The following is a 19691-nucleotide window of genomic DNA, read 5'->3' as shown; positions in this document are numbered from 1 at the left end:
ACCGGGCAGCCGCCCGTGCGGCTCGGCGCTCCGTGCGCGAGGCTCCCCGCGGGCTCAGCCGCTGTACCGCGGAATTCAGCGACGTACGGTGACGCACGGCAACGTACGAGCCGCAGCAGACGGAAAGCCGGGCCTCTGGTCGACGGTGTACCTGGTCGACGGTGTACCCCGGCATGGGTGCTCCCTCGACCAGGTGGCGCCTCTTCAGAGCAGCGCGTGCGGATACTGTTCGGCGCGTTGCTGGAAGGCCAGGACCGCGGGATTCTGGACGGTGCCGCCGCGGATCTCGATCGCTCGCTGGATCGTGCGGTCACCGTCCCAGCCGACGGGACCTTCCAGGACCGGCCGCAGGAACGGGATCAGCGCCTCACTGTTCTCCCAGGTGGCCGCATCCCACAGATAGGAGGGGCTGTGGTCCACCGCGTAATAGTGGACGTGGTCCCCGACGGTGAACATCGGCTCGGTGAAGGTGGTGGGCCGAGCCCAGGCGAAACCCATGCCCTCGTCGCACGAGACGTCGATGACGAGGGTGCCGGGTGCGAGCTTCGGCAGATCCTCCTCTATGAGGAACATCAGGGGCGCCGAGGTGTCCTGGAGCACACAGTTGACGATGATGTCGTGCCCGGCGAGGAAATCCGCCAGCGGCTCCGGGCCGTCCTCCGTGAGCGCGACGCTGCGTCGCGGGTCGCGGGTGTCGTCGGCCGCGTCGTGGTCGAAGTGCACGATCCGCGCCGAGTGGATCGGCGAGCTGACGGCAGCGACGCCGCGAGCGGTTAGTACGTCCACGTCGTGAACGCCCAGCGCGCTGAGTGCGGTCACCGCGCCACGTGCGGTGGCGCCGAAGCCGATCACTACCGCGCGCCGCCGACGCCCGTAGTCACCGGTTGCCCCGGTCAACTGCATGGCATGCAGCACCGATGAGTAGCCGGCCAGCTCGTTGTTCTTGTGGAAGACGTGCAGGCTGAAGCCGCCCTCGCGAGTCCAGTGGTTCATCGCCTCGAAGGCGATCACCGTGAGCTTGCGGTCGATGGCGGCCTGCGTGACCTTCGCGTCCTGCACACAGTGCGGCCACCCCCACAGCACCTGCCCGTCCCGCAGCTCGGCCAGATCCTCGTGCAACGGTTTGGCCAGCAGGATGACGTCGCACTCCGCGATCAACTCCTCGCGCGAGCGGAAGCCCGCGACCCACGGGGCAAGCTGCCGGTCCGAAACACCGAAGTGTTCGCCATAACCGCTCTGCAGATAGATGCTGGACTGGAGGTCGGCATCGATGCGTTCGAAGTGCGCTGGGTGGATCGGCAGACGGTGTTCGTTCTCTTTGCGAGTCTGCGACATGATTCCGAGCTTGAGCTGCGGCAAAGTACCCCTTTGATTACTCCCTGTCTACCACACATCCAGGAGGGCAGGAGTTCTCCGCTCAAATGAGGCACTCGTAGTCGGAGAGGCTTTCGGTCCGCACGCGACCCGGGCCGGGTATCCGGCCCCACCCGACAGCCAGGCCACTTCACCGGGCACGCCGAATGCCCGTGCGCAACGGTGAAGCACCTGTCGCCTCCGGTTTCCGGCGGTGTTGACCTTCAGTGGCGTCGGAGCCGACGAAGGGCTCGGGGAACTGGGGGGATTGATGCGATCAGCGCCGCGAGGATCCGCCGGGCGAACGTCGGCGCCGCATCCGCAGAGGAGCCAGTACATGACCGAAGCCGCGAAGGACATACCGAGCCACTTGGTGCCCGGGCCCCTGCCCGACGAGGTGGGCGTGGCGGTCGCCGAACTCGGCCTTGGCCGGGCCATCGCCTACGCCCGGGGCGGCGGCCGCCACAAACGCAGACGGCTGACCCTGTACGCCTTCGACGAAGGCGCGGTCTTCACCGACCACCGCGACCGTGTCGTCGCCGCGCCCTACTGGGACGACGCGCACTCGCTGCTGTTCGACGTGCATGTTCTCATCGACCCTCAGTTGGGCATCGGCAGCGTCCTCCACCAGTTCGTTCGCTACGTGACGTTCGAGTTCGGCGACGGCGCCACCCTCGGCATGGAACTGTGGGACGCACCCGACCGTACGCTGGCCTCCGACTATGCCGCGTACGGCATGCGTGAGGATCTACGGCACGAGTTCGCGCCCTTGGTCGGCGTCGTGCGGGACAAAGTCGCCGCCGCCCAACTGCCCGCTTCTGCCGGCAGATCACGGCGGGCGCCCAGGCCCGGTTCGGACCCTTCACTGTTTCGCGTGACGGGTTGCACGGCAACGGGGAGCTCGTGCCGTGGTCCAGCAAGCCGCTCATCTTCTACGGCTACCGATGGAACGATGCGCCGCCGGGCAACCGCGGTCTGATGACTGTTCGCTGCGGCTCCGTCGACGACGGGCCCCGGCCGGCCGTGCAGCCGGCGCCGCGCACGCATGATCACGGTTGAGTGGGGAACCTGTGTGTCGGCAAAAGCCACCGGATACGCCTGTGGTTCGCCCTTCATCGGCAGGAGAAGACAGATGCTGGCATTCGCGGCGGCCGTGCTCTTCGTCATCGCCTTCGTCATCCACGCGACCGAGACGTCGACCGAGGCGGTCTTCAGTCCGACGAGCCTCATGCTGGTCGGACTTGCCCTCCTCGCGCTGCACTCGAGCGGCGTGGGGTCCGGATGGGCTCCCCGGGGACGCGGTCGCCGGCGCTGAGCCCTCCCGGGCTTCGGCTGACCTGCCGATCGCGCGGCCGGTCCCGCGCTGCCGCCCGACGTGTCCTGCCACCGGCCGCTGCCTTCGCCCTCCCCTGCACAGAGGTCCATCGGTCGCCGCGCTGCGCACCGGTCTCCAAGTGCCTTGTGGCATAACGGGCAGGCTCGCGATTGCCGCCCCGCCGCCGCCGAGGTTCACCCCGGCAGAATGGGCAGCCATCGCCCCCTTCCGGTGCCGGATGGGCGCTATTCTGAAGTAAGGACGCCCTGGACCCCGGCGGACTTGTTGTTGCTCGACACAAAATGCCTGCGCGGAGCGAGGGGCCATGTCGTCCGGTCGCCCGGTGCGTCCCCCTGGGAGGGGACCAAGCGGTCCCTGTCCTTGTGTGGACGGAGTGGTGGACCGCCTGTTCGACGGCCTCCGTCGAACGTATGCCTCTGCCGGGAGCGTCCCGTGGGGAGCCTGGAGTCAGGCTCCCCGTCGTGGTCCTGCCCGGCGGACCTCTAGAACTGAGGCGTCATGCCCGTACCGCAGTTGACCGTCTACAGCCGCGACCAGAACACCGGAGCTCGGATCACCCCGGCCGGTCAGATCGCGCTGGAGACGATACCGCTGTCGCGTGCGCCGCTTGAGTGCCTTCGGGACGACGTGCGCACACTCGACAGGGATGTCACCTCTGGCACCACCTGCGACTGCGGCGTCCTCGGCACCGTGATCGAGGCGTGCTGGGGACGGCAAGACCTCGGAGAGTTCGGGCGGCCGACCGGCCGCAGCATGTTCCCCTCCTCCGAACCCGCCCTCGGAGAACGGGCCTTCGCCAGACCGGAGGGGCTCCAGGGGCCGGTGCGTCTTGCCTGGACGCGGTGGTCCGGGTGACAGTGAATGGCCGGTCGTCACGGATTCGCATGCTGGTCGCCGAACAGGCGGCCCTGCGCGGTGGCCGGGTCGGCGTGGTGGACGTGTGCACCGCGGCCGTGGCCGCGCTGCCGGTCGATGGTGCCGGGCTTTCCGTGATGTCCCGGACCGCGGCAGGCCACCCGCTGTGCAGCACCGACGACATCAGCGAGCAACTGGAGGAGCTACAGCTCACCCTCGGTGAAGGGCCGTGCGTGGACGCCTTCACGCACAGCGCGGCGGTCCTGACTCCCGACCTGCGAACCAGTGAACTGCATGAACGCTGGCCGGTGTTCGCCGACGCGGCCCTGGCCGTCGGAGCGCTCGCGGTCTTCGCGCTCCCGCTGCAGATGGGAGCGATCAATCCCGGAGTCCTGGACCTGTACTCCCAGGGCCCGGTCCGGTTGGACGCGGATCAACTGGCCGACGCCATGGCTTTCGCCGATTTCGCGACGCTGGTCCTGCTGGATGCCCGGACCGACGCCACGGGCACATCGCCGACGGACGCCGCGGCGCCGGGACATGGCCCGGACCTGGGCGGGTACCGGGCGGAGATCTCCCAGGCCACCGGCATGCTCACCGTCCAGCTCGGTGTCGGCATCGACGAAGCCTTCGTCCGGCTGCGCGCGTACGCCTACGCCCAGGGGCGCAGGCTCACCGTCGTGGCCGCGGACGTGGTGGCCCGGCGGCTGCGCTTCTCCCCCGACGCGGAACCGATCCAGATCGACGAAGACCCGTGACGCCCTCGCTCGGTCCAGTGAACGCGCGATGTGCCGTACGTCCCGCCCGCTTCCGGCGGAGCCAGTCTCGACAAAGGGTGTAGAGGATGAATGAGCAACTCCTGGCCAAGACATTCGTCGAGTTGGCGGACAATCTGGTCGCCGACTTCGATGTGATCGACTTTTTGCGCCTGTTGACGGACCGCTGCGTCGGGATGCTCGGCGCGAGCGCCGCGGGCGTGCTGCTCGCCGACCGGGACGGTGATCTGCGGGTGATGGCCGCTTCCGACGAACAGGTGCGGCTGTTGGAGCTCTTCCAGTTGCAGAGCGACGAGGGCCCCTGCCTGGACTGCTTCCGCACGGGCGCCCCGGTGGCCGTCGCCGACCTGCGTACGGAGACCGCCCGCTGGCCGCGTTTCGTCGCCCGGGCCCAGCTCCACGGGTTCGGCTCGGTCCAGGCGCTTCCCATGAGGTTGCGGGACGAGATCGTCGGGGCGCTGAATCTGTTCCGCGCCGTCCCCGGCCCCTTCGACCCGGTCGACGCCCCCATCGCGCAGGCCCTGGCCGATGTCGCCACCATCAGCCTCCTTCAGCAACGCTCCACCCAGCGCACCACGGTGCTCAATGAGCAACTACAGACCGCACTCAACAGTCGCGTACTGATCGAGCAGGCCAAGGGGAAGCTCGCCGAACGGCAGGGCATCGACATGGAACAGGCGTTCACCGCTCTGCGCGGCTACGCCCGCTCCCACAATCGCCGCCTGTCCGACGTGGCCCGCGCCCTCATCGACGACACCGACCCGTTGGCCGGCCTGGTCACCTGACCGCGCCGGCCGTTCACAGACGGCGCCAGCGCGCCGAGGCGAAGGAGAAGGCGCCGAAGAGGATCAGGCCGACCGCCACGACGACCAGGAGCCAGGGTCCCGCTGGGGTGTGAGTGAAGCTTCGGAGCGTGGCGTCCACCCCTTTGGCCTCGTTCGCGTCGAAGCGGATGGCGGCTATCAGGATGAAGACGCCGGCCGCGGCGAACACCAGCCCGCGTGCCACGCCCCCTCCCACTCCCAGGCCGGTGACCACCTGCCGGGTGCGGTGACTCGTCGCGCCGAGATCCAGCTGTCGCAGGAACTTGCCCATGGCCGCCCGTACCGCGAGCACCGCACCGATCCCGATCAGGACGCAGCCGCCCGCTCCCACCAGCACTTGGCCGTACGAGAGTTCCAGCACCGACGCCGTCCAGTCCTTGGACTTCGCGTTACCGCTGGAGCCCTGCCCACCACCGGCGGCGAACACAGCGGTTCCCCAGCAGACCGAACCGTAGAAGACCGCCCGGCCGCCGTCGAGGAGACGCGAGGCGGCCTTCCGGCGGGGCCCCCTGCTGAGCACGGCACGGGAGCCTCGCCACAGGGCCATGCAGCCGAAGCCCACGACCAGCGCCCACAGCATCACCTTTCCGAAGGGCTGCTCCGCGACCCGGTCCAGCGCACCCTGACGGTCCGCCGACTCGCCACCGCTCCCCAAGGCCATCTGGATGGCCAGGGCGCCGATGAGGACGTATACGACACTACGCGCGACGAAGCCCGCCCGACCGGCGGCGGTCAGCGTCTCCTTCTCGGCGGAGCCGACCGCGGAACCCGCGTTCCGGCCCCCCTCCCGTGCTTGAGACGACGTCACAAGACCCTCCCCACAGCGTGGTGCGCGCGATGCGCGACCTTCCCCCCGAGTGCCCCCGCCCGAAGACCTGAAGCGCCGGGCGGACACCGGCCTGTTCAGCACCGGCAGGGGTACTCGGCCGCCATGCGAACCCATGAACCGCGACCCGGTACACCCACGAGGTCCCTCGCGGCCGCGAAGGGCCGGGCCCGCAGCCGCAGCGCTCGCCGGTCCGCCTTGCGCGGCACCGGCTCGCTCGTCCTCACTTCTGCCGCCATCCAGGTCGCCACCAAGGCCCTCGATCGCCGCCGACCGCTGCGGCCTCCACCGAGCGGGACGTCGCCGTCCCACCGCACGGCCGGTGCTGCCGCCTTCGCGACGGCCGTCACCCTGGAGGCTCCCGCGCTGGGGGTCGTCCTCGTCCCCGCCGCGGCCGGTGTCGCCGTCGCCCGCGCCCTCTCGGACGCGCACTCGCCCACCCGCGTCCTGGGCGACATCGCGCTCGGGGCGGGGGTGGCGGCTGCGACCTGCCACTGGTGGCCGCGGCGCCACGACGAGCCCGCCGACAGCGCCCGGCCCAGGCTCCCGGTTCCCGCTCTTCCGTCCGGCGAGGGGCTGGTGGTGGTCGTCAACACCGACGCGGGCAGCGAAACCGCCGCAGAAGTCGAGCTGCGCGCCCTCCTGCCGAAGGCGGACCTACGGCTGTGCGAGGCGGGCGAGGATCTGCACACCGTGCTCCAGGAAGCCGCCGCATACGTATGGGCGCGTGGCGGCGCGCTCGGAGTCGTGGGCGGTGACGGCACCGTCAACGCGGCGGCCGCGCTGGCCGTCGAGAGCCATGTGCCGCTCGCGGTGTTCCCCGGCGGCACCCTCAACCACTTCGCCGCCGACCTCGGACTGCCGACCGTGAAGGACACCGCGGAGGCCGTGGAAGCGGGCCGGGGCGGAACCGTCGACCTCGGCCGCATCACCGGCGACGGCGACTGTACGTACTTCCTCAACACCTTCAGTATCGGCGTCTATCCCGAACTCGTCCGGGCCCGCGAAGCCCGCGAGACGTCGCTGGGCAAATGGCCCGCCCTCGCCCTCGGTCTGCTCCGGGTCCTCGCCGACGGCACCCCCATCGATGTCGCCGTCGACGGGCAGCCCCGACGGCTGTGGCTGCTCTTCGTCGGCAACAGCCGTTACGATCCCCCCGGTTTCGCCCCCTCCTCCCGTCCGAGCCTCGACGACGGTCTCCTCGACGTGCGCATCGTCGACGGCAAGCAGCCGTTCGCCCGCACCCGTCTCGTCGTCGCCTTCCTCACCGGCACCCTGGCCCGCTCCCGCGTCTACCAGGAGACCACCGCCGTCCGCCTGCGGATCGACTGCGCGGGAAAGGCGGGCGACTACACCCGCGACGGAGAGGTCAGCGCCGCCTCCGACACCCTCGTCCTCGACAAGAGGGCCCGGGCCCTTACCGTCTACCTCCCTGCCGGGCGGTGATCCGAGCTGTCAGCGGCACCGGCGAGCGGGAAACACCGCTCCTGGTGCCGGCCCCAGCACGCACACGCCCTCATCGGCGGTCTTTGAGGCGCCTCAGCGCGCGGCGCAGCTCCCGTTGCATCTGCCCGGGAAGCGGCTCGTCCTCCGTAGTGGCGACCAGGGCCGCGGCCACCTCCCGGAGCTTGACGTTGCAGTGCTGCGACACCTCCACCAGCAGGCCCCAGGCCCGCGCGCTGGAGCACGGTCCCAGGGCCATCACCATGCCAAGCGCCTGGTCGATCACCGCTCGGCTCGACAGTGCCCTGCTCAACTCGACGTTTTCCGAACGTAGTTCGAGGATTTCGGACACAAGATCCACATTTCTTGCCGAATCCTCAGCCGCCAGGAGTCTCGGCTCTTCGCAGGATGTGGTCGCTCGATGCATGGCGTCTACCTCACAACGCGGGGTGTTCTGTGCGACGCTCAACGCCGGTCCGCCGCATGGAGGTGCCGCAGTGCGCGACGCAGGGCGCGCTGCATCTGCCCGGGAAGCGGCTCCCCCTCCGTAGTGGCGACCAGGGCGGTAGCCACCTCGCGCAGCCTGAGATCGCATCGCCGTGCGACATCCACCAGCATTCCCCGTGCTGCCGCGCGCCGGCACGGGGTCAGCACCATCACCATGCCGCATGCCTGGTCGACGACGGCGCGGCCGGCCATCATCCGGCGCAGTTGGTCGAGCTCGGCTCGCAACGCGGCAACGTCCGGTCCCGGGGACGCGCCGCCCCACGCGGCTTGGGCCCTCAAGTTCCACCGCTCCTCTTGGATCGTGGTCGTCCGCTGCATGGCAAGCCTCTCTCGCCGAGATCTTCCGCCCGGGCCCGGCTTGTGCCGCTCCGGGGTGCCTGGACAGGCAACCGCGCGGGTCACCTGCGATGCTCGTGATCCCGGCGGTCCTGGCGCATCCATCGCCCCCGGCGCTGATGACGGTAGCGGCGGTCCCACCGGTCCTGCCGGTCCCGGTAGTCCCGGTACTCCCCGTACCCCGCGTCGTTCCCGCGCAGCCAGCCCCCGGTGCCGCCTCGGCCGTAGTGGACGAGGGCGAAGACCAGCACGGCCGCGGCCCACCACCACAGGGCGTTGACGAAACCGAGGCCGAAGAGGGTGACGAGGAGAATGAACACCAGCACGAACACGCGGGCCTCCCGGAGCGGAATGGGACATCGCTGCCAGGGACCGGGGCCTCATCCCTAGCGTAGCCCTATGCACCGGCCGCGTATACCTCGCCACGGACCGCCGATCCACCCGGTCCCGTGCGGCCCCGACCACACCCGAACCCCTCCGCCCCTGAAGGACGTTGACAACAGACGCCGACAGGCGTTGAGTGGCAGCACGGTGCAGGGCCATGCCACTCCGGACCCACGGGGCGAAACATGATCCTTCCCGCTTCGCCCGGACCCCGCGGACAGCAGTGAATCTCTCCGCGATCTGGAGGTCCGGCGTTGCTTACGTGGACATCGGCTTCTCGTGATCCCGTAATCCCGGGGTTCAGGCACTCCGGCGACAGGGCCAGGGATGCCTTCGGGCGCTGCCACCGGACGTCCCGATGGGTACCCGTGTCGCATCGACACCAACAGGCTGCCCCTCGCGCTGACTTCGTTCGGTCAGCGGGCGGCAGGCCGTCACCCGGGACCGGACGAGCGGCGGACACGGACCGGCACGCCGAAGCACCCCGACCAGCGCGGCCAGGCGTGCCATGGACGCTGAACCGGCGCCACGCAAAGGAAAGTGAGACAGGATGATGTACGACCAGGAACGCGCACAACAGCCTCAGAGCGAGCGCCCGGACCCCGCGACGCGACGCGGCCCGCAGCGGCCCCGCACGGGACCGGCCCGCACCCCGCACGAGCCGGCCGCCAACGGCAACGATCCCGACCGCACCCCGGACGCCGCGCTCCTCCCCCGAGGCGAGCGGGACAAGCTCACCCTGGCGCTCCAGCAAGCCCTCAGCTCCTTCGTGGAGAGCCCGCGCCAGGCGGTGGAGGAGGCCGACAGCGTCTTCGACGAGGCCGTCACCCGCGTGACCGAGACTCTCGTGGAGCGGCACCGCGTCCTGCGCGCGAGCTGGCAGGACAAGGGCACCGAAGTGCAGACCGAGGAACTACGGCTGGCGCTGCGGCAGTACAGGGAGACCACGGAGCTGCTGCTGCACATATAGGCCCCCCGGGGGCCGCCTCCTCCTCCCGGGGGCGAGGTGAGGGAGTACGCCCGCCCCATGCCATCGGCCGTCCACCCCGGGTGCCCACCACGTCGGCCAGTGTCCCGCTGCTCCTGGACCGCCTCCGCGTGCCCGTCGACCGGCTCACGCGCGACGGTGAGCCCGCCGCGCGGGAACCGGTGCGGCCACCGTCCCCGGGGCGGAGCGCGATGCCGGCCCGCTTCGCCTAGTCGGGAGAGCTTCGCGGTACGCCGGTCCGGTCGGCCGGGTCGATACCGGTGACGGCCAGAATCCGCTCGGCCGAGACGGCGTTGCCATCCTGGACGGCCATGACCATCGCGGCGTGCGCCGGACCGGAACCGGTCCCCGGCGGAATCACCAAGAACAGGAAGTGGTCCTGGTCGCCACGGGTGATGATCATGGTGTGGTCGCTCACGGCGGACCAGTCGATACGGACCATGTGCCCATCGACGAACAGATGGCCCGGGGCCTCGTCCCAGTCGCTCGCGTCGAGGCCCACACGAGCGATGGGGCCCAGGCGGGCCGTCAGCGCGGTGAGGAGGCCCGTCAGCTGGCTGACGAGGTCGCGTGTCCGGGGCCACCACGCGCCGTCGAACGTCCCCGTGCGCTTGGTCGTCGTCTCCATCCGCAGGACCGCAGTACCGGGGAGCACCGGCTCATCGATGGTGTCCGCCAGGAGCTTGACGGTGTTCATGGCAACTCCCTTCCCTCATGTCCGGGTGCGCCGGCCCTTCCTCGCCGGGTCTGCGACCGAGGTGACCATCAGGGCTGCGCGTGACAGGGAAGAGCACGTGCTTCCGGGGACCGGCGTGAGGGGAAACGGCCGCAACGGTCACAGCCAGGCACAGCCATGACGCGAACGCTGCTCAGGACCGATCGGAGTCGGCTCGGCGTGATCGGATCGTCCAAGGCGACAAGACGAGGAGCCAGGTGCGCAAAATACCCTCAGTAACACCAGCGTACTCCGCCGACGCCCACGACGGCCCTCTGCGGGCGGCGTGCCGGGTCCGGGGCCGGTCACGTGGCGTCTGCCTTGGACGAGTCCGGTGACCAAGCTTCCAGGAGTCTCCTGACGTTTCCTGGTTTCCCTGCTCAGGGGGCGGGGTCCGGGCGTCGTCCGAAGGCCGCCCCCGGTGGACTGGCTGCGCCTCCCGAATCCGCGCTGTCGTTGCTGTCCTCGTTGTCCTTGCTGTCCTCGTTGTCCTTCGAAGTGGTGGCCACGATCTCCATGATTCGCCCGGCCTCCGCATCTGTGGCCGTGGGCGGCACCACCAGCAGGTCCCACCGCCCACGGCCGGGCGCCAGCAGGCAGATGGTGGACGGGGACCGCTGGGTGGTTGTCCGGCGCAGGCGTACCACGTGGTTGGCGACGAGCAGCCGACCCGGGAACGGGGACCACACGGCCGCGTCCACGAGCGCGCTGGTGACCTGTCCCCATGCGTACGGCAGTGCACCCAGCAGTCTTGGCAGCTCGGCCACCAGATCGGACGAGAGGGGCCACCAGGCACCGTCGATACGCCGGGGCACGTGGTCCTTTTCCGGCTGGGACACCAGGCGCAGGCGGACGTCGGATGACGAGGCGAGCGGAGGCGGCGGGGGCGGAGGCACGGGCGGGGGCGGGGCAAGGGTCATGGGAACTCCTGAACTGGACCGGGTCGCTCGGATTCACCTGCGGCGGGCGGCGATACGGTCCGGACGAGGCCAGCGCACGTCCCCGACCCAGCCGAGACGTTCGAAGAGACGGATCACAGCGGCGGACGGGTCCAGCTGTCCACGGTCGACACCGTGCCGGGCGCAGGTGGGATCGGCGTGGTGCAGGTTGTGCCAGCTCTCGCCGAACGAGAGCAGCGCCAGGGGCCAGAGGTTGGTGGCGCGGTCGTGGCGGCGGGTACGGAACGGGCGCTCCCCGATCACATGACAGAGGGAGTTCACGCTCCAGGTGACGTGATGGAGCAGGGCGGTGCGGACAAGTCCCGCCCACAGAAGGGCAGTCAGGGCGGACATCCAGCTGCCCCCGATCAGCCACCCCGCACCGAAGGGCAGTGCGAGGGTGAGTGCACACAGGGCCGGGAAGGCGCGGGACACGGCCCGGATGTCCCGGTCGGCCAGCAGATCGGGAGCGTAACGCGCGGCGGACGTGGGGTCGTTGCGGAACAGCCAGCCGACATGGGCATCCACCAGTCCGCGCAGCTGTCCCGACACAGACGTGCCGTAGCGGTACGGGGAGTGCGGATCGCCCGGCCGGTCGGTGAAGGCGTGGTGGCGGCGGTGGATGGCGACCCAGCCGATCACGTCGCCCTGGAAGCTCATCGACCCGGCCACCGCGAGCGCGGTGCGCAGCGGCCGGACGGCCCGGTAGCTGTTGTGGGTCAGGCCACGGTGAAAGCCGACCGTGACGCCGAGGCCCGTGACGACATAGAGCACCGCGGCGAGCAGGACATCCGCGGGATGGATCAGGCGCCCCCACAGCAACCAGACGGCCAGACCGAGTGCCAGGAACGGGAGGAAGACGATCAACGCCGTGATGGCCAGGGACAACCGCTCGCTGCCGGTGCGCTCGTCGGCCGTTCCTTCGTGCGGGAAGGCCGCCTTCCCGTCGTACTCCGGGAGTGGCCGGGTGCCGTCCGGCGGGACGGCGGAAGCGGGGCGGGAGACGTGAGGGGAGAGCTGAAGAGACATACGCGATCCTTGACCTCGGTGACGACAGTGCGGCCGGGGTCTTGGGCTGCGAGTCTTCGACGTGCGTGCGGACGGCATCGCCGGGAGCGGATGCGAGTCGCACGGAGAGCGGATGGAGGAAACTGGACAGGACGTGGAGCGTGGGCGGTGGACCGCCGGGCGGTCCCGCCGGCGCGGACCATCACCGGGCGTCCTGCTGGAGCCGAGCGTACCGATGACGCGTGAGCAGCCCATCGCGAGTTGCGGTCGCGGGCCCGTTCCCGAAGGGCCGCGGCGAGGACGAGACCACCGGCCCCAACACCGGCGTACGGCGCACCCTCGAGTTGTCAGCGTACTCCTGTGGCCGCCCGGAACGGCCGCCCCCGCGTTGCTTCCGTGGTGCGACGGCCCCCACGGCGAGGGGTGCGGGGAGTAGACTGGACAGACCGAGGGCATCTCGCACATCGGCTTCCACGCCGGGTCGTCCCCGGTGAGCGATGAAACCCGGGCCGCTGTTCACAAGGGCGGCCCGGAGACGGGTCCGCATCATGACCGCGACCTTCCAAGCCACTCTGCCGCGGCCCGCACCCGTCGCAGCTCCTCCCGCCCGTCTCGCCCTGAAGCCGGACGGTCCCTCCCGTGGGCTCCTTGACGGTGCCTGGTGGCCCCGCTCACGTGATCTGTTGCGCGAACTGCCCGCGCTGACCGACGTGTTGGACATCACCTGGGGCCGCATCACCCGTATCGCCGTCAACCCCGAGCACTGGCCGGTCATCCCGCACAAGGTGCCCGTCAACGGCCACGTGGTGAAGACCGGTTGGTTCACACCCGAGATGGACCCGCACAAACTGCTGCTGCTCTCCTACGGCACCGGGCGCTGGGATCTGCTGGTCATACCGCCCGAGACCGATGCGGAGTCGGCGGCCCGTCTGATGGCGGCCGCGTCCGACTACGACGGCCCCGCGCTGACCGCGAGCCTGCTCCTCGCCGCGGACCGGGCCGGACACGCTGTCTCCACGGCCCACCGGCCGGCCGACCCGAACGAGACGTGGGAGTACGAGGGCGGTACCTGTGCCACCTCCTCGGCCGTACCGGCGAAGGCCCGGGTCGTCAGCCGCCTGATCATCGGCATGTGAGACAGCCTCGCTGAACGCCTGAACGCCCGGACGCGTTCGACGCAGGGCGCCGCCTTCTCGCTGCGGGCGGCGCCTGTTTCCGTTCATGCCAACCAGTGCCTCCTCCGGCGCGCCTCCGGGCCCGGTCTCCCATGGTGAGGTGCTGTCGCGGCCCGGCAGAACGATCGGCGGCAACCTTCTCGTCGCCTGCGGCCACTGATGGGGGGAACACCGGCTCGCTCTTCCGAACGGATGCATATGAACGAGACACGTCAGGCTGCCCGACAGCGCAGGCGCAGAAGAAGGATGACAACGGCCCTCACCACCGGGCTGGCCGTCGCAGGCCTGCTCGTCTGCCTGGTCATGGCCGTGCAACCGGACCGCCATGACCGGAAGACTGCCGGGCGGGGCACGGCCGTCGCCGACACCCGGGGGACCCTGCCGCCGACCTCGCCGGGCTCCAGGCCCGCCTCCACTCCCCCGGCGGCTCCCTCCGCGGCCTCCTCGGCCGGTGCGAGGACCCCGACGCCGGACGGCGCCACGTCCCGGACCCCGTCCCCGACCACGTCGGTGTCGCGCCCGGCCTCCCCGCGCAGCCCTGCCACCTCACCCCTCGCCGGGCGGATTCGGCCCAAGAGCACCTACCGCGGAGTCGCCACTGTCTACAAGGCCGGTGTAGGGGACGGCGCGTGCTCCTACGGCGCGAGCGACGACATGCTGATCGCGGCGATGAACACCACCGATTACGAGACGTCCAGAGCCTGCGGGGCGTACGTACTCGTCCGTGCGGAGAACGGCGCCTCCGTCACGGTACGGATCACCAACGAGTGCCCGCTGCCCTGCGCGCCGGGTCAACTCGACCTCAGTGAGCAGGCCTTCGCCAAACTGGCGCCCGTCTCGACCGGCCGGATCGCGATCACCTGGAACCTGTTGAGCCCCGGCATACCGGACACGATAGCCATCCGCTACAAGAAGGGTTCCAACCCCTACTGGTGCGGCATTCAGGCTGTCGGCCACCGCAATCCGCTCGCGCGGCTCGAAGTCCGCACCAGCAGCGGCTGGCGCCAGCTGGCCCGGACCGGCTACAACTACTTCCTCTCCCCCGACGGCAGCGGGTGCGGCGGCCCCATCAGGATCACCGACATCTACGGAGAGCGCCTGACCGTCAACGGGATCGGTCTGCGGCCGGAAGCCGTGCAGCCCACACAGGTCCAGTTCGCACAGCACTGATGCCGTTCATTCGGAGCATTCGGGGGCCGGTTTGCCGACCGCTGCGCCTGGTCATGGGCCCTGTGATGCAATATGGGACATCTGCCCGGCACCGGGTTTGACGCCGGCCCCTCGCGCGATCGGGGCGGAACCCTGAGAGTCAGCGAGCAACGAGGAGTCGGACCGTGACCGTACATGGGCCGGGCGGGAACGGTTCGGCTGCCCCTCGTACCCTGGAGAACAGCGGTGCCCGGGACAGGGCGATGACCTTGGCGGGGGTGCTGGCGGCGGCGGAGACCGCGGCGCCCGTCGAATCGCTCGACGTGGTCGCGCGCATGCTCAAGGAGCACCTCGGGGCCGTGTCGGCGTCGTTCCTGATCATCGATTTCACCGGCGGCTCGGTGGTACGACTCGGGGCGGCGGGCAGTGTCGAGACCGATGAGCCCGCCCGGCGCATCAAGGTGCGGGGCACCCTCTACGACGACGTGATCCGCACCCAGCGGCCGAACGTGGAGGACAAGGGCGACGGCGGGCTGGTGCGGATCGTCGCCCCGGTGACCAACCGCGGGGATGCCATCGGGCTCCTCGAACTGTTCCTGCCCGCGGCGCCGGACGCGGAGGTGATGCGGGAGATCGGCGAGACCGCGCACGCCCTGGCCTACATCGTCATCGCGAACCGCTCCTTCACCGACGTCTACCAGTGGGGCCGCCGCACCAAGCCGCTCAGCCTGGCCGCGGAGATCCAGCACCGGCTGCTTCCCGCGTCACTGGCCTGCGAGGCCGCGCAGTTCGCGGTCGCGGGGGCACTGGAACCGGCCGACCACGTCGGGGGCGACACCTTCGACTACGTGATCGACCGGGACACGGTCCAGCTCTCTGTCACCGATGCCATGGGGCACGACGTCGACGCCTCGTTGCTGGCCACCTTGCTGGTGGGCGCTCTGCGCCGGGCGCGGCGGGCGGGTGCCGACCTCGCCGAACAGGCCCGCCAGGCCGACCGGGCCATGCGCGAGCACGGCCGCCAGGGGTACGTCACCGGTCAGCTCCTGCGCATCAGCCTGCTTGACGGCAGCACCGAGTTCATCAACGCCGGCCACCCCTGGCCGCTGCGGATGCGGGACGGGAAGGTACGGGAGATCGCTCCGAAGATCGATATGCCGTTCGGTTTTCACGCCCCTCACGACTATCAGGTCCAGTCGCTGGACCTGCGGCCGGGCGACCGGCTGGTGATGGTGACGGACGGCATGCTGGACCGCAACGCCAACAGCCTCGACCTGTCGGATCTGATCATCCGCACCCGCGAGCTGCATCCCCGCGAGGCCGCCCGCACCCTTATCGCGGCGATCGTCGACGCCACCGAGGGCCATCTCCAGGACGACGCGACCGTCATGTGTCTGGACTGGCACGGCGTGGGCCAGTCCCAGCGGGACGCCGACAACGGCGCCGACCTCGCCGACGCCTCCGCGCCCTCAGGGTCAGGACCGGCCATTCCGCAGCGCTGACGCGAGCAGACAGTGACCCTCTTCAGTGGAGCTCGGGCGGCCACGGCGGGTGTCTGCTCCGGGTGACCGCGTCACCGGGGAAGGCGCCTGCGGCGGCGACCCAGGCGCAGGCCGAGGAGCACGAGGTCGGCGACCAGCACCAGCACGCCGATGACCAGGAGATAGAACAGGCCCTTCGCCACCACACCGACAATGCCGAGCACGATGGCCACAATGACCAGCAGGAGAAAGAGAGCCATGCTTGTCACCTCGTGGTGGGGAAGTTGGTAGGGATCAGCGGCGGGCGAGACGGCGTTCGCCGCCCGCACCCGTTCGGTAGGCCAGCTCGTAGTGCGCGAAGACGGCCTTCTCGGCCTCCGCGAGCAGTTCGCCGTCCGTGTCGATCGACGGCGCGTCCTTGACCTGCTTCTTGCCGTAGACAACCTTCAGGTACCCCGGACCGACGGTCGCGCCGGTCAGGGGGACGAACACCAGCCGGTGCCGGGTGGGCAGACCGACCGTGACCGTCGCGAACGCCGGCTCGTCCGTGGCGGTGTCGACGTAGACCGCCTCCAGAACGCCGATCTTGTGCCTCTCGTGGTCGACCACATCATGGCCCCGCCACTCCCTGATGTCCTCCACCTCGAACACGGGGACCTCCTCTGTCGCTGGTCAGCCGAAGACCGCACTCCAGTCTTCCTCTCGCTCCCCCTCCTTACCTGCTTACGGCATGTCACACCCGGTAAAGCTGCCTCATCGCGGGTGAATTCACCCGCGCCTTGCTGAGGGGCCGGCCATTACGTCGCGTGGAAACGGTGGTTCGTTCGAGCCGTACCTGCTAATCTCCGCTCCCCACCGATCATACGTTCACTCAGAAAATGTATGAATGGAGGAAACATGCGGGGAGAGACAGCCGTCGTACTCGGCGGCAGCGTGGCGGGGCTGTGCGCCGCCGGAGTGCTGGCTCGGCATTTCGACGAGGTGATCGTTCTGGAGCGGGACCGGCTCCCGCCGGACGCGAAGCACCGGCGGGGCGTGCCGCAGAGCAAGCATCCGCACTTCCTTCTGAACTCCGGGCGCCGCACGATCGGTGAGATCTTCCCCGGTTTCGAGGAGGCGTTGCTCGCCGCCGGCGGGATGCACCTGATGCCGTCGATGGACGCGGCCTACTGTGAGAGCGGCGGATGGGCCCCCCGCAGGTCCGGATCGATGACGATGGTCTACAGCTCGCGCGTACTCATCGAGCGGGTCCTGCGCGACAAGGTCCGCGAGCTGCCGGCCGTTGAGGTCCGCGAAGGCGTGACCGTCACCGGGCTACGCACCAGCGGTGGCGGCAGCGAGCGAGGCCGGGTGGTGGGGGTCGAGTACCGCGTGGGCGACGCCCCGGGGCGGCTGGCCGCCGATGTGGTCGTCGACGCGCTGGGGCGCGGGTCCTCCGTCGCCGACTGGCTGGTCGAAGCGGGCTGGCCGGCCCCGCCGGAGAAGACCCTCGACGCCAAGGTCACCTACACCTCGCGGTGGTACGACCTGCCGCCCGCCGGGCGGCGTCCGCAGTCATGGTGGTGGAAACACCTGGTCGTCACTCCGACGCGGGACACCGGTGACCATCCCGAAGAGCATGAATTCCTCAGCAACTTCTTTCCGATCGAGGGCGACCGCGCCATCGTGTGCATGGGGGCGTGGGGCATCCGGATGCCGCGCGAGGCCGACACCTTCGAGAAGGCCGTGGACCGCGTGCGGGCCGCCGCCTTCGGGCAGGCGACGCGTGCCTGCATTCCCACCTCCGAGGTGCACCTGACCCGTTCGACCGGCAACAAGTGGCGCCGCTACGACCTGCTGGAACGGCCCCCGCTCGGGCTGGTGTGCATCGGTGACTCGATCTGCGCGTTCAATCCGTTCTACGCCCAGGGGATGAGCTCGGCGGCCCGCTCCGCGCTCGTCCTCGCCGAGCTGCTGCACGGCCGCACCGCCCTCGACCTCGCTTTCTTCCGTGACTTCCTCGCCCGGCAGAAGAAGTCACTCGACGTGCCGTGGATGCTCGCCATGGCCCGTGACCAGGCCTATGACTTCGCCACCGGCAGCGAGGTCGTCGCGCCGTGGCGCCGCAAGCTGGCCGCACGCCTGAGCTGGCCGGTGTTCGACGCCATCAACGCCACCAGCCGCGAGGACGCCTACGTCGAGCGGACGTTCGCCGAGGTCTTCAACCTCGACAGATCACTCAGGGAGATGGCCACCGATCCGCGGTTCTGGTTCGGCATCGCGCGGTACAAGATCCGTCAGCGGCTCGGACGCACGGTCGTGCCGGGCGGCTTCGACGATCAACAGGACCCGCCCGGCACCGACTACACCGACTTCACCGGCTCCGCCGACCGCACCGACCGCACCAACCGGACCGGCCCCGGCGGTGCCGGTGCTTCGCCGTCCGCCGAGGCCGATCTCGTCCACGACTGACCCGAGGAGCACGCCATGGCCCACGCATGCGACTCAGCGGCCGAGCGCCTCGCGGAAAGGCTCGGCTTCTCCTGCCATGACGCTCACCCCGTCGTGGACGTCCGCAACCCGTTCGGTCTCGAGAACGCCACCATGCCGTTCCTGGAACTGCTGGTCATCGGCGGCGCGGTGTTCGCCCTCATCCACGCCTGGCGGCGATGGCGGCGCGACGGCGACCCGGTCAACATCTCGCTGTGGTTCGCCTCCGTCGTCTATCTGGCGGTGATCGAGCCGCCGCTCTACTTCCCCGGCTGGTTCGGTCTGGAGGAACACGTCGGTCTCATCTTCTCCCACAACGTCTTCACCGTGCAGTTCATGTACGACCGGCTGCCGCTCTACATCGTGGCCTTCTACCCCGCCCTTGCGCAGCTCGCCTACGAGGTGGTCCGCGCCCTCGGAGTCTTCGCGCGGCGCGGGCTCCTGGCCGGTTCGCTGGCGGTCGCGTTCGTCTGCCAGGCGTTCTACGAGCTGTTCGACCAGCTCGGCCCCCAGCTGAAGTGGTGGGCCTGGAACCCCGACAACACGATGATCAACGAGCCGGCGCTCGCCTCGGTCCCGATGAACAGCATGTTCCTGTTCGCCTCGGTGTCCTTCGGCGCGATGACCTACCTCGTCATCCGCCTGGTCGGCGTGCCGGACGGGCGGCGGAGCACGCCCAACGGCCGCCGGATCAGTCTGCGCGCCGCCGCCGCCGGCGTCCTGACCCCGTTGGCGATGGTGATCGCCGGCGCGCCGGGCAACGCCTTCCGCGGCGGTGACCACCTCGGGGTCCAGCGGGCCGTCATCGGCGCCGAGCTCGCCCTGGTCTGGATCGTCGGCCTCTGTCTTCTCGCGGACGCCTGGCGCGCACCGCGAACCGATCCGGCCCCGGTGGCCTCGCCCCTGTTCGTGCGGACCTACCCGGCGCTCTACCTCGGCGTCCACTGTGCCCTCTGGCTGAGCGCGTTGCCTTCCTACTTCGCGGCGGTCGACAACATCACCGAGCAGGGCACCCCGATCGGCAGCCTCTGGTACGCCGCACTGTGCGCTGTCGCCGCCACCGGGCTCATCGTCGCCGCGCTCCGCGCCACCACGTCCCACCGGGCCGAAGAGCCTGTGCGATCCTGA

Annotated in this window: 22 protein-coding genes; 12 read left to right on the top strand and 10 right to left on the bottom strand. The window is 70.0% G+C overall.

Features of this window, described 5'->3' with window-relative positions; translation table 11 throughout:
- Positions 1-204 precede the first annotated feature (204 nt).
- The gene (locus ACZ4MU_RS09805) at positions 205-1359 is read right to left on the bottom strand and encodes a N(5)-(carboxyethyl)ornithine synthase (RefSeq protein WP_467873283.1); all 1155 of its coding nucleotides are present in this window, start codon (positions 1357-1359) and stop codon (positions 205-207) included.
- A 331-nt stretch (positions 1360-1690) separates the two neighbouring features.
- On the opposite strand from ACZ4MU_RS09805, the gene ACZ4MU_RS09800 reads away from it, so the two are divergent.
- The 5 genes from ACZ4MU_RS09800 to ACZ4MU_RS09780 all read left to right on the top strand — a co-directional run bounded on the left by ACZ4MU_RS09800 (position 1691) and on the right by ACZ4MU_RS09780 (position 5105).
- A complete protein-coding gene (locus ACZ4MU_RS09800; protein ID WP_467873280.1) occupies positions 1691-2332 on the top strand; it encodes a hypothetical protein in 642 nt (213 codons plus the stop codon).
- 153 nt (positions 2333-2485) lie between these two features.
- Positions 2486-2668 (top strand): hypothetical protein, encoded by a 183-nt coding sequence (locus tag ACZ4MU_RS09795; RefSeq protein WP_467873278.1) that lies wholly within the window; start codon positions 2486-2488, stop codon positions 2666-2668.
- Positions 2669-3187: 519 nt separating this feature from the next.
- Positions 3188-3544 (top strand): hypothetical protein, encoded by a 357-nt coding sequence (locus ACZ4MU_RS09790; RefSeq protein WP_467873275.1) that lies wholly within the window; start codon positions 3188-3190, stop codon positions 3542-3544.
- A gap of 29 nt (positions 3545-3573) precedes the next feature.
- Positions 3574-4302 carry an ANTAR domain-containing protein gene (locus tag ACZ4MU_RS09785; RefSeq protein ID WP_467873273.1) on the top strand — a complete coding sequence of 243 codons (729 nt, stop codon included), beginning with the start codon at positions 3574-3576 and terminating at the stop codon, positions 4300-4302.
- Between the two features lie 86 nt (positions 4303-4388).
- Positions 4389-5105, top strand: coding sequence for a GAF and ANTAR domain-containing protein (locus tag ACZ4MU_RS09780; RefSeq protein WP_467873270.1), 717 nt, complete (start codon positions 4389-4391; stop codon positions 5103-5105).
- Between the two features lie 13 nt (positions 5106-5118).
- Here the strand turns inward: ACZ4MU_RS09780 and ACZ4MU_RS09775 are convergent, their stop codons facing one another.
- Complete coding sequence (locus ACZ4MU_RS09775; RefSeq protein WP_467873267.1) at positions 5119-5952, bottom strand: DUF1206 domain-containing protein; 834 nt, start codon at positions 5950-5952, stop codon at positions 5119-5121.
- 123 nt (positions 5953-6075) lie between these two features.
- Between ACZ4MU_RS09775 and ACZ4MU_RS09770 the strand changes: the two genes are divergently transcribed.
- Positions 6076-7416, top strand: a complete 1341-nt coding sequence (locus tag ACZ4MU_RS09770) for a diacylglycerol/lipid kinase family protein (RefSeq protein ID WP_467873265.1) — start codon at positions 6076-6078, stop codon at positions 7414-7416.
- Positions 7417-7486: 70 nt separating this feature from the next.
- On the opposite strand, the gene ACZ4MU_RS09765 is transcribed toward ACZ4MU_RS09770, so the two are convergent.
- The 3 genes from ACZ4MU_RS09765 to ACZ4MU_RS09755 form a co-directional block, all read right to left on the bottom strand.
- Positions 7487-7774, bottom strand: coding sequence for an ANTAR domain-containing protein (locus ACZ4MU_RS09765; protein ID WP_467873262.1), 288 nt, complete (start codon positions 7772-7774; stop codon positions 7487-7489).
- A 104-nt stretch (positions 7775-7878) separates the two neighbouring features.
- The gene (locus tag ACZ4MU_RS09760) at positions 7879-8238 is read right to left on the bottom strand and encodes an ANTAR domain-containing protein (RefSeq protein WP_467873259.1); all 360 of its coding nucleotides are present in this window, start codon (positions 8236-8238) and stop codon (positions 7879-7881) included.
- Between the two features lie 80 nt (positions 8239-8318).
- Positions 8319-8588, bottom strand: a complete 270-nt coding sequence (locus ACZ4MU_RS09755) for a hypothetical protein (protein ID WP_467873256.1) — start codon at positions 8586-8588, stop codon at positions 8319-8321.
- A gap of 602 nt (positions 8589-9190) precedes the next feature.
- On the opposite strand from ACZ4MU_RS09755, the gene ACZ4MU_RS09750 reads away from it, so the two are divergent.
- Positions 9191-9610 carry a hypothetical protein gene (locus ACZ4MU_RS09750; RefSeq protein ID WP_467873253.1) on the top strand — a complete coding sequence of 140 codons (420 nt, stop codon included), beginning with the start codon at positions 9191-9193 and terminating at the stop codon, positions 9608-9610.
- A 226-nt stretch (positions 9611-9836) separates the two neighbouring features.
- On the opposite strand, the gene ACZ4MU_RS09745 is transcribed toward ACZ4MU_RS09750, so the two are convergent.
- The 3 genes from ACZ4MU_RS09745 to ACZ4MU_RS09735 all read right to left on the bottom strand — a co-directional run bounded on the left by ACZ4MU_RS09745 (position 9837) and on the right by ACZ4MU_RS09735 (position 12310).
- Positions 9837-10325 (bottom strand): DUF5994 family protein, encoded by a 489-nt coding sequence (locus ACZ4MU_RS09745; protein ID WP_467873251.1) that lies wholly within the window; start codon positions 10323-10325, stop codon positions 9837-9839.
- A gap of 398 nt (positions 10326-10723) precedes the next feature.
- Positions 10724-11182, bottom strand: coding sequence for a DUF5994 family protein (locus ACZ4MU_RS09740; protein WP_467873248.1), 459 nt, complete (start codon positions 11180-11182; stop codon positions 10724-10726).
- A gap of 114 nt (positions 11183-11296) precedes the next feature.
- Positions 11297-12310 carry an acyl-CoA desaturase gene (locus tag ACZ4MU_RS09735; RefSeq protein ID WP_467873246.1) on the bottom strand — a complete coding sequence of 338 codons (1014 nt, stop codon included), beginning with the start codon at positions 12308-12310 and terminating at the stop codon, positions 11297-11299.
- Positions 12311-12786: 476 nt separating this feature from the next.
- Between ACZ4MU_RS09735 and ACZ4MU_RS09730 the strand changes: the two genes are divergently transcribed.
- The 3 genes from ACZ4MU_RS09730 to ACZ4MU_RS09720 all read left to right on the top strand — a co-directional run bounded on the left by ACZ4MU_RS09730 (position 12787) and on the right by ACZ4MU_RS09720 (position 16115).
- Entirely contained in the window at positions 12787-13425 is a 639-nt protein-coding gene (locus ACZ4MU_RS09730; protein ID WP_467873243.1) for a DUF5994 family protein, read from the top strand.
- Positions 13426-13710: 285 nt separating this feature from the next.
- Positions 13711-14634 (top strand): expansin EXLX1 family cellulose-binding protein, encoded by a 924-nt coding sequence (locus tag ACZ4MU_RS09725; RefSeq protein WP_467873240.1) that lies wholly within the window; start codon positions 13711-13713, stop codon positions 14632-14634.
- 242 nt (positions 14635-14876) lie between these two features.
- Entirely contained in the window at positions 14877-16115 is a 1239-nt protein-coding gene (locus ACZ4MU_RS09720) for a PP2C family protein-serine/threonine phosphatase (RefSeq protein ID WP_467873601.1), read from the top strand.
- A gap of 71 nt (positions 16116-16186) precedes the next feature.
- On the opposite strand, the gene ACZ4MU_RS09715 is transcribed toward ACZ4MU_RS09720, so the two are convergent.
- Entirely contained in the window at positions 16187-16354 is a 168-nt protein-coding gene (locus ACZ4MU_RS09715; RefSeq protein WP_398028461.1) for a hypothetical protein, read from the bottom strand.
- A 34-nt stretch (positions 16355-16388) separates the two neighbouring features.
- Positions 16389-16745: a PRC-barrel domain-containing protein gene (locus ACZ4MU_RS09710; protein ID WP_365114490.1), complete on the bottom strand. Its 357-nt coding sequence runs from the start codon at positions 16743-16745 to the stop codon at positions 16389-16391.
- 246 nt (positions 16746-16991) lie between these two features.
- On the opposite strand from ACZ4MU_RS09710, the gene ACZ4MU_RS09705 reads away from it, so the two are divergent.
- Both ACZ4MU_RS09705 and ACZ4MU_RS09700 read left to right on the top strand, forming a co-directional pair.
- Complete coding sequence (locus ACZ4MU_RS09705) at positions 16992-18545, top strand: FAD-dependent oxidoreductase (protein WP_467873236.1); 1554 nt, start codon at positions 16992-16994, stop codon at positions 18543-18545.
- Positions 18546-18560: 15 nt separating this feature from the next.
- Entirely contained in the window at positions 18561-19691 is a 1131-nt protein-coding gene (locus ACZ4MU_RS09700) for a hypothetical protein (protein ID WP_467873234.1), read from the top strand.

It is taken from the genome of Streptomyces sp. NPDC026377, assembly GCF_055567715.1.
This window is presented reverse-complemented; position numbering and strand designations above follow the sequence as displayed.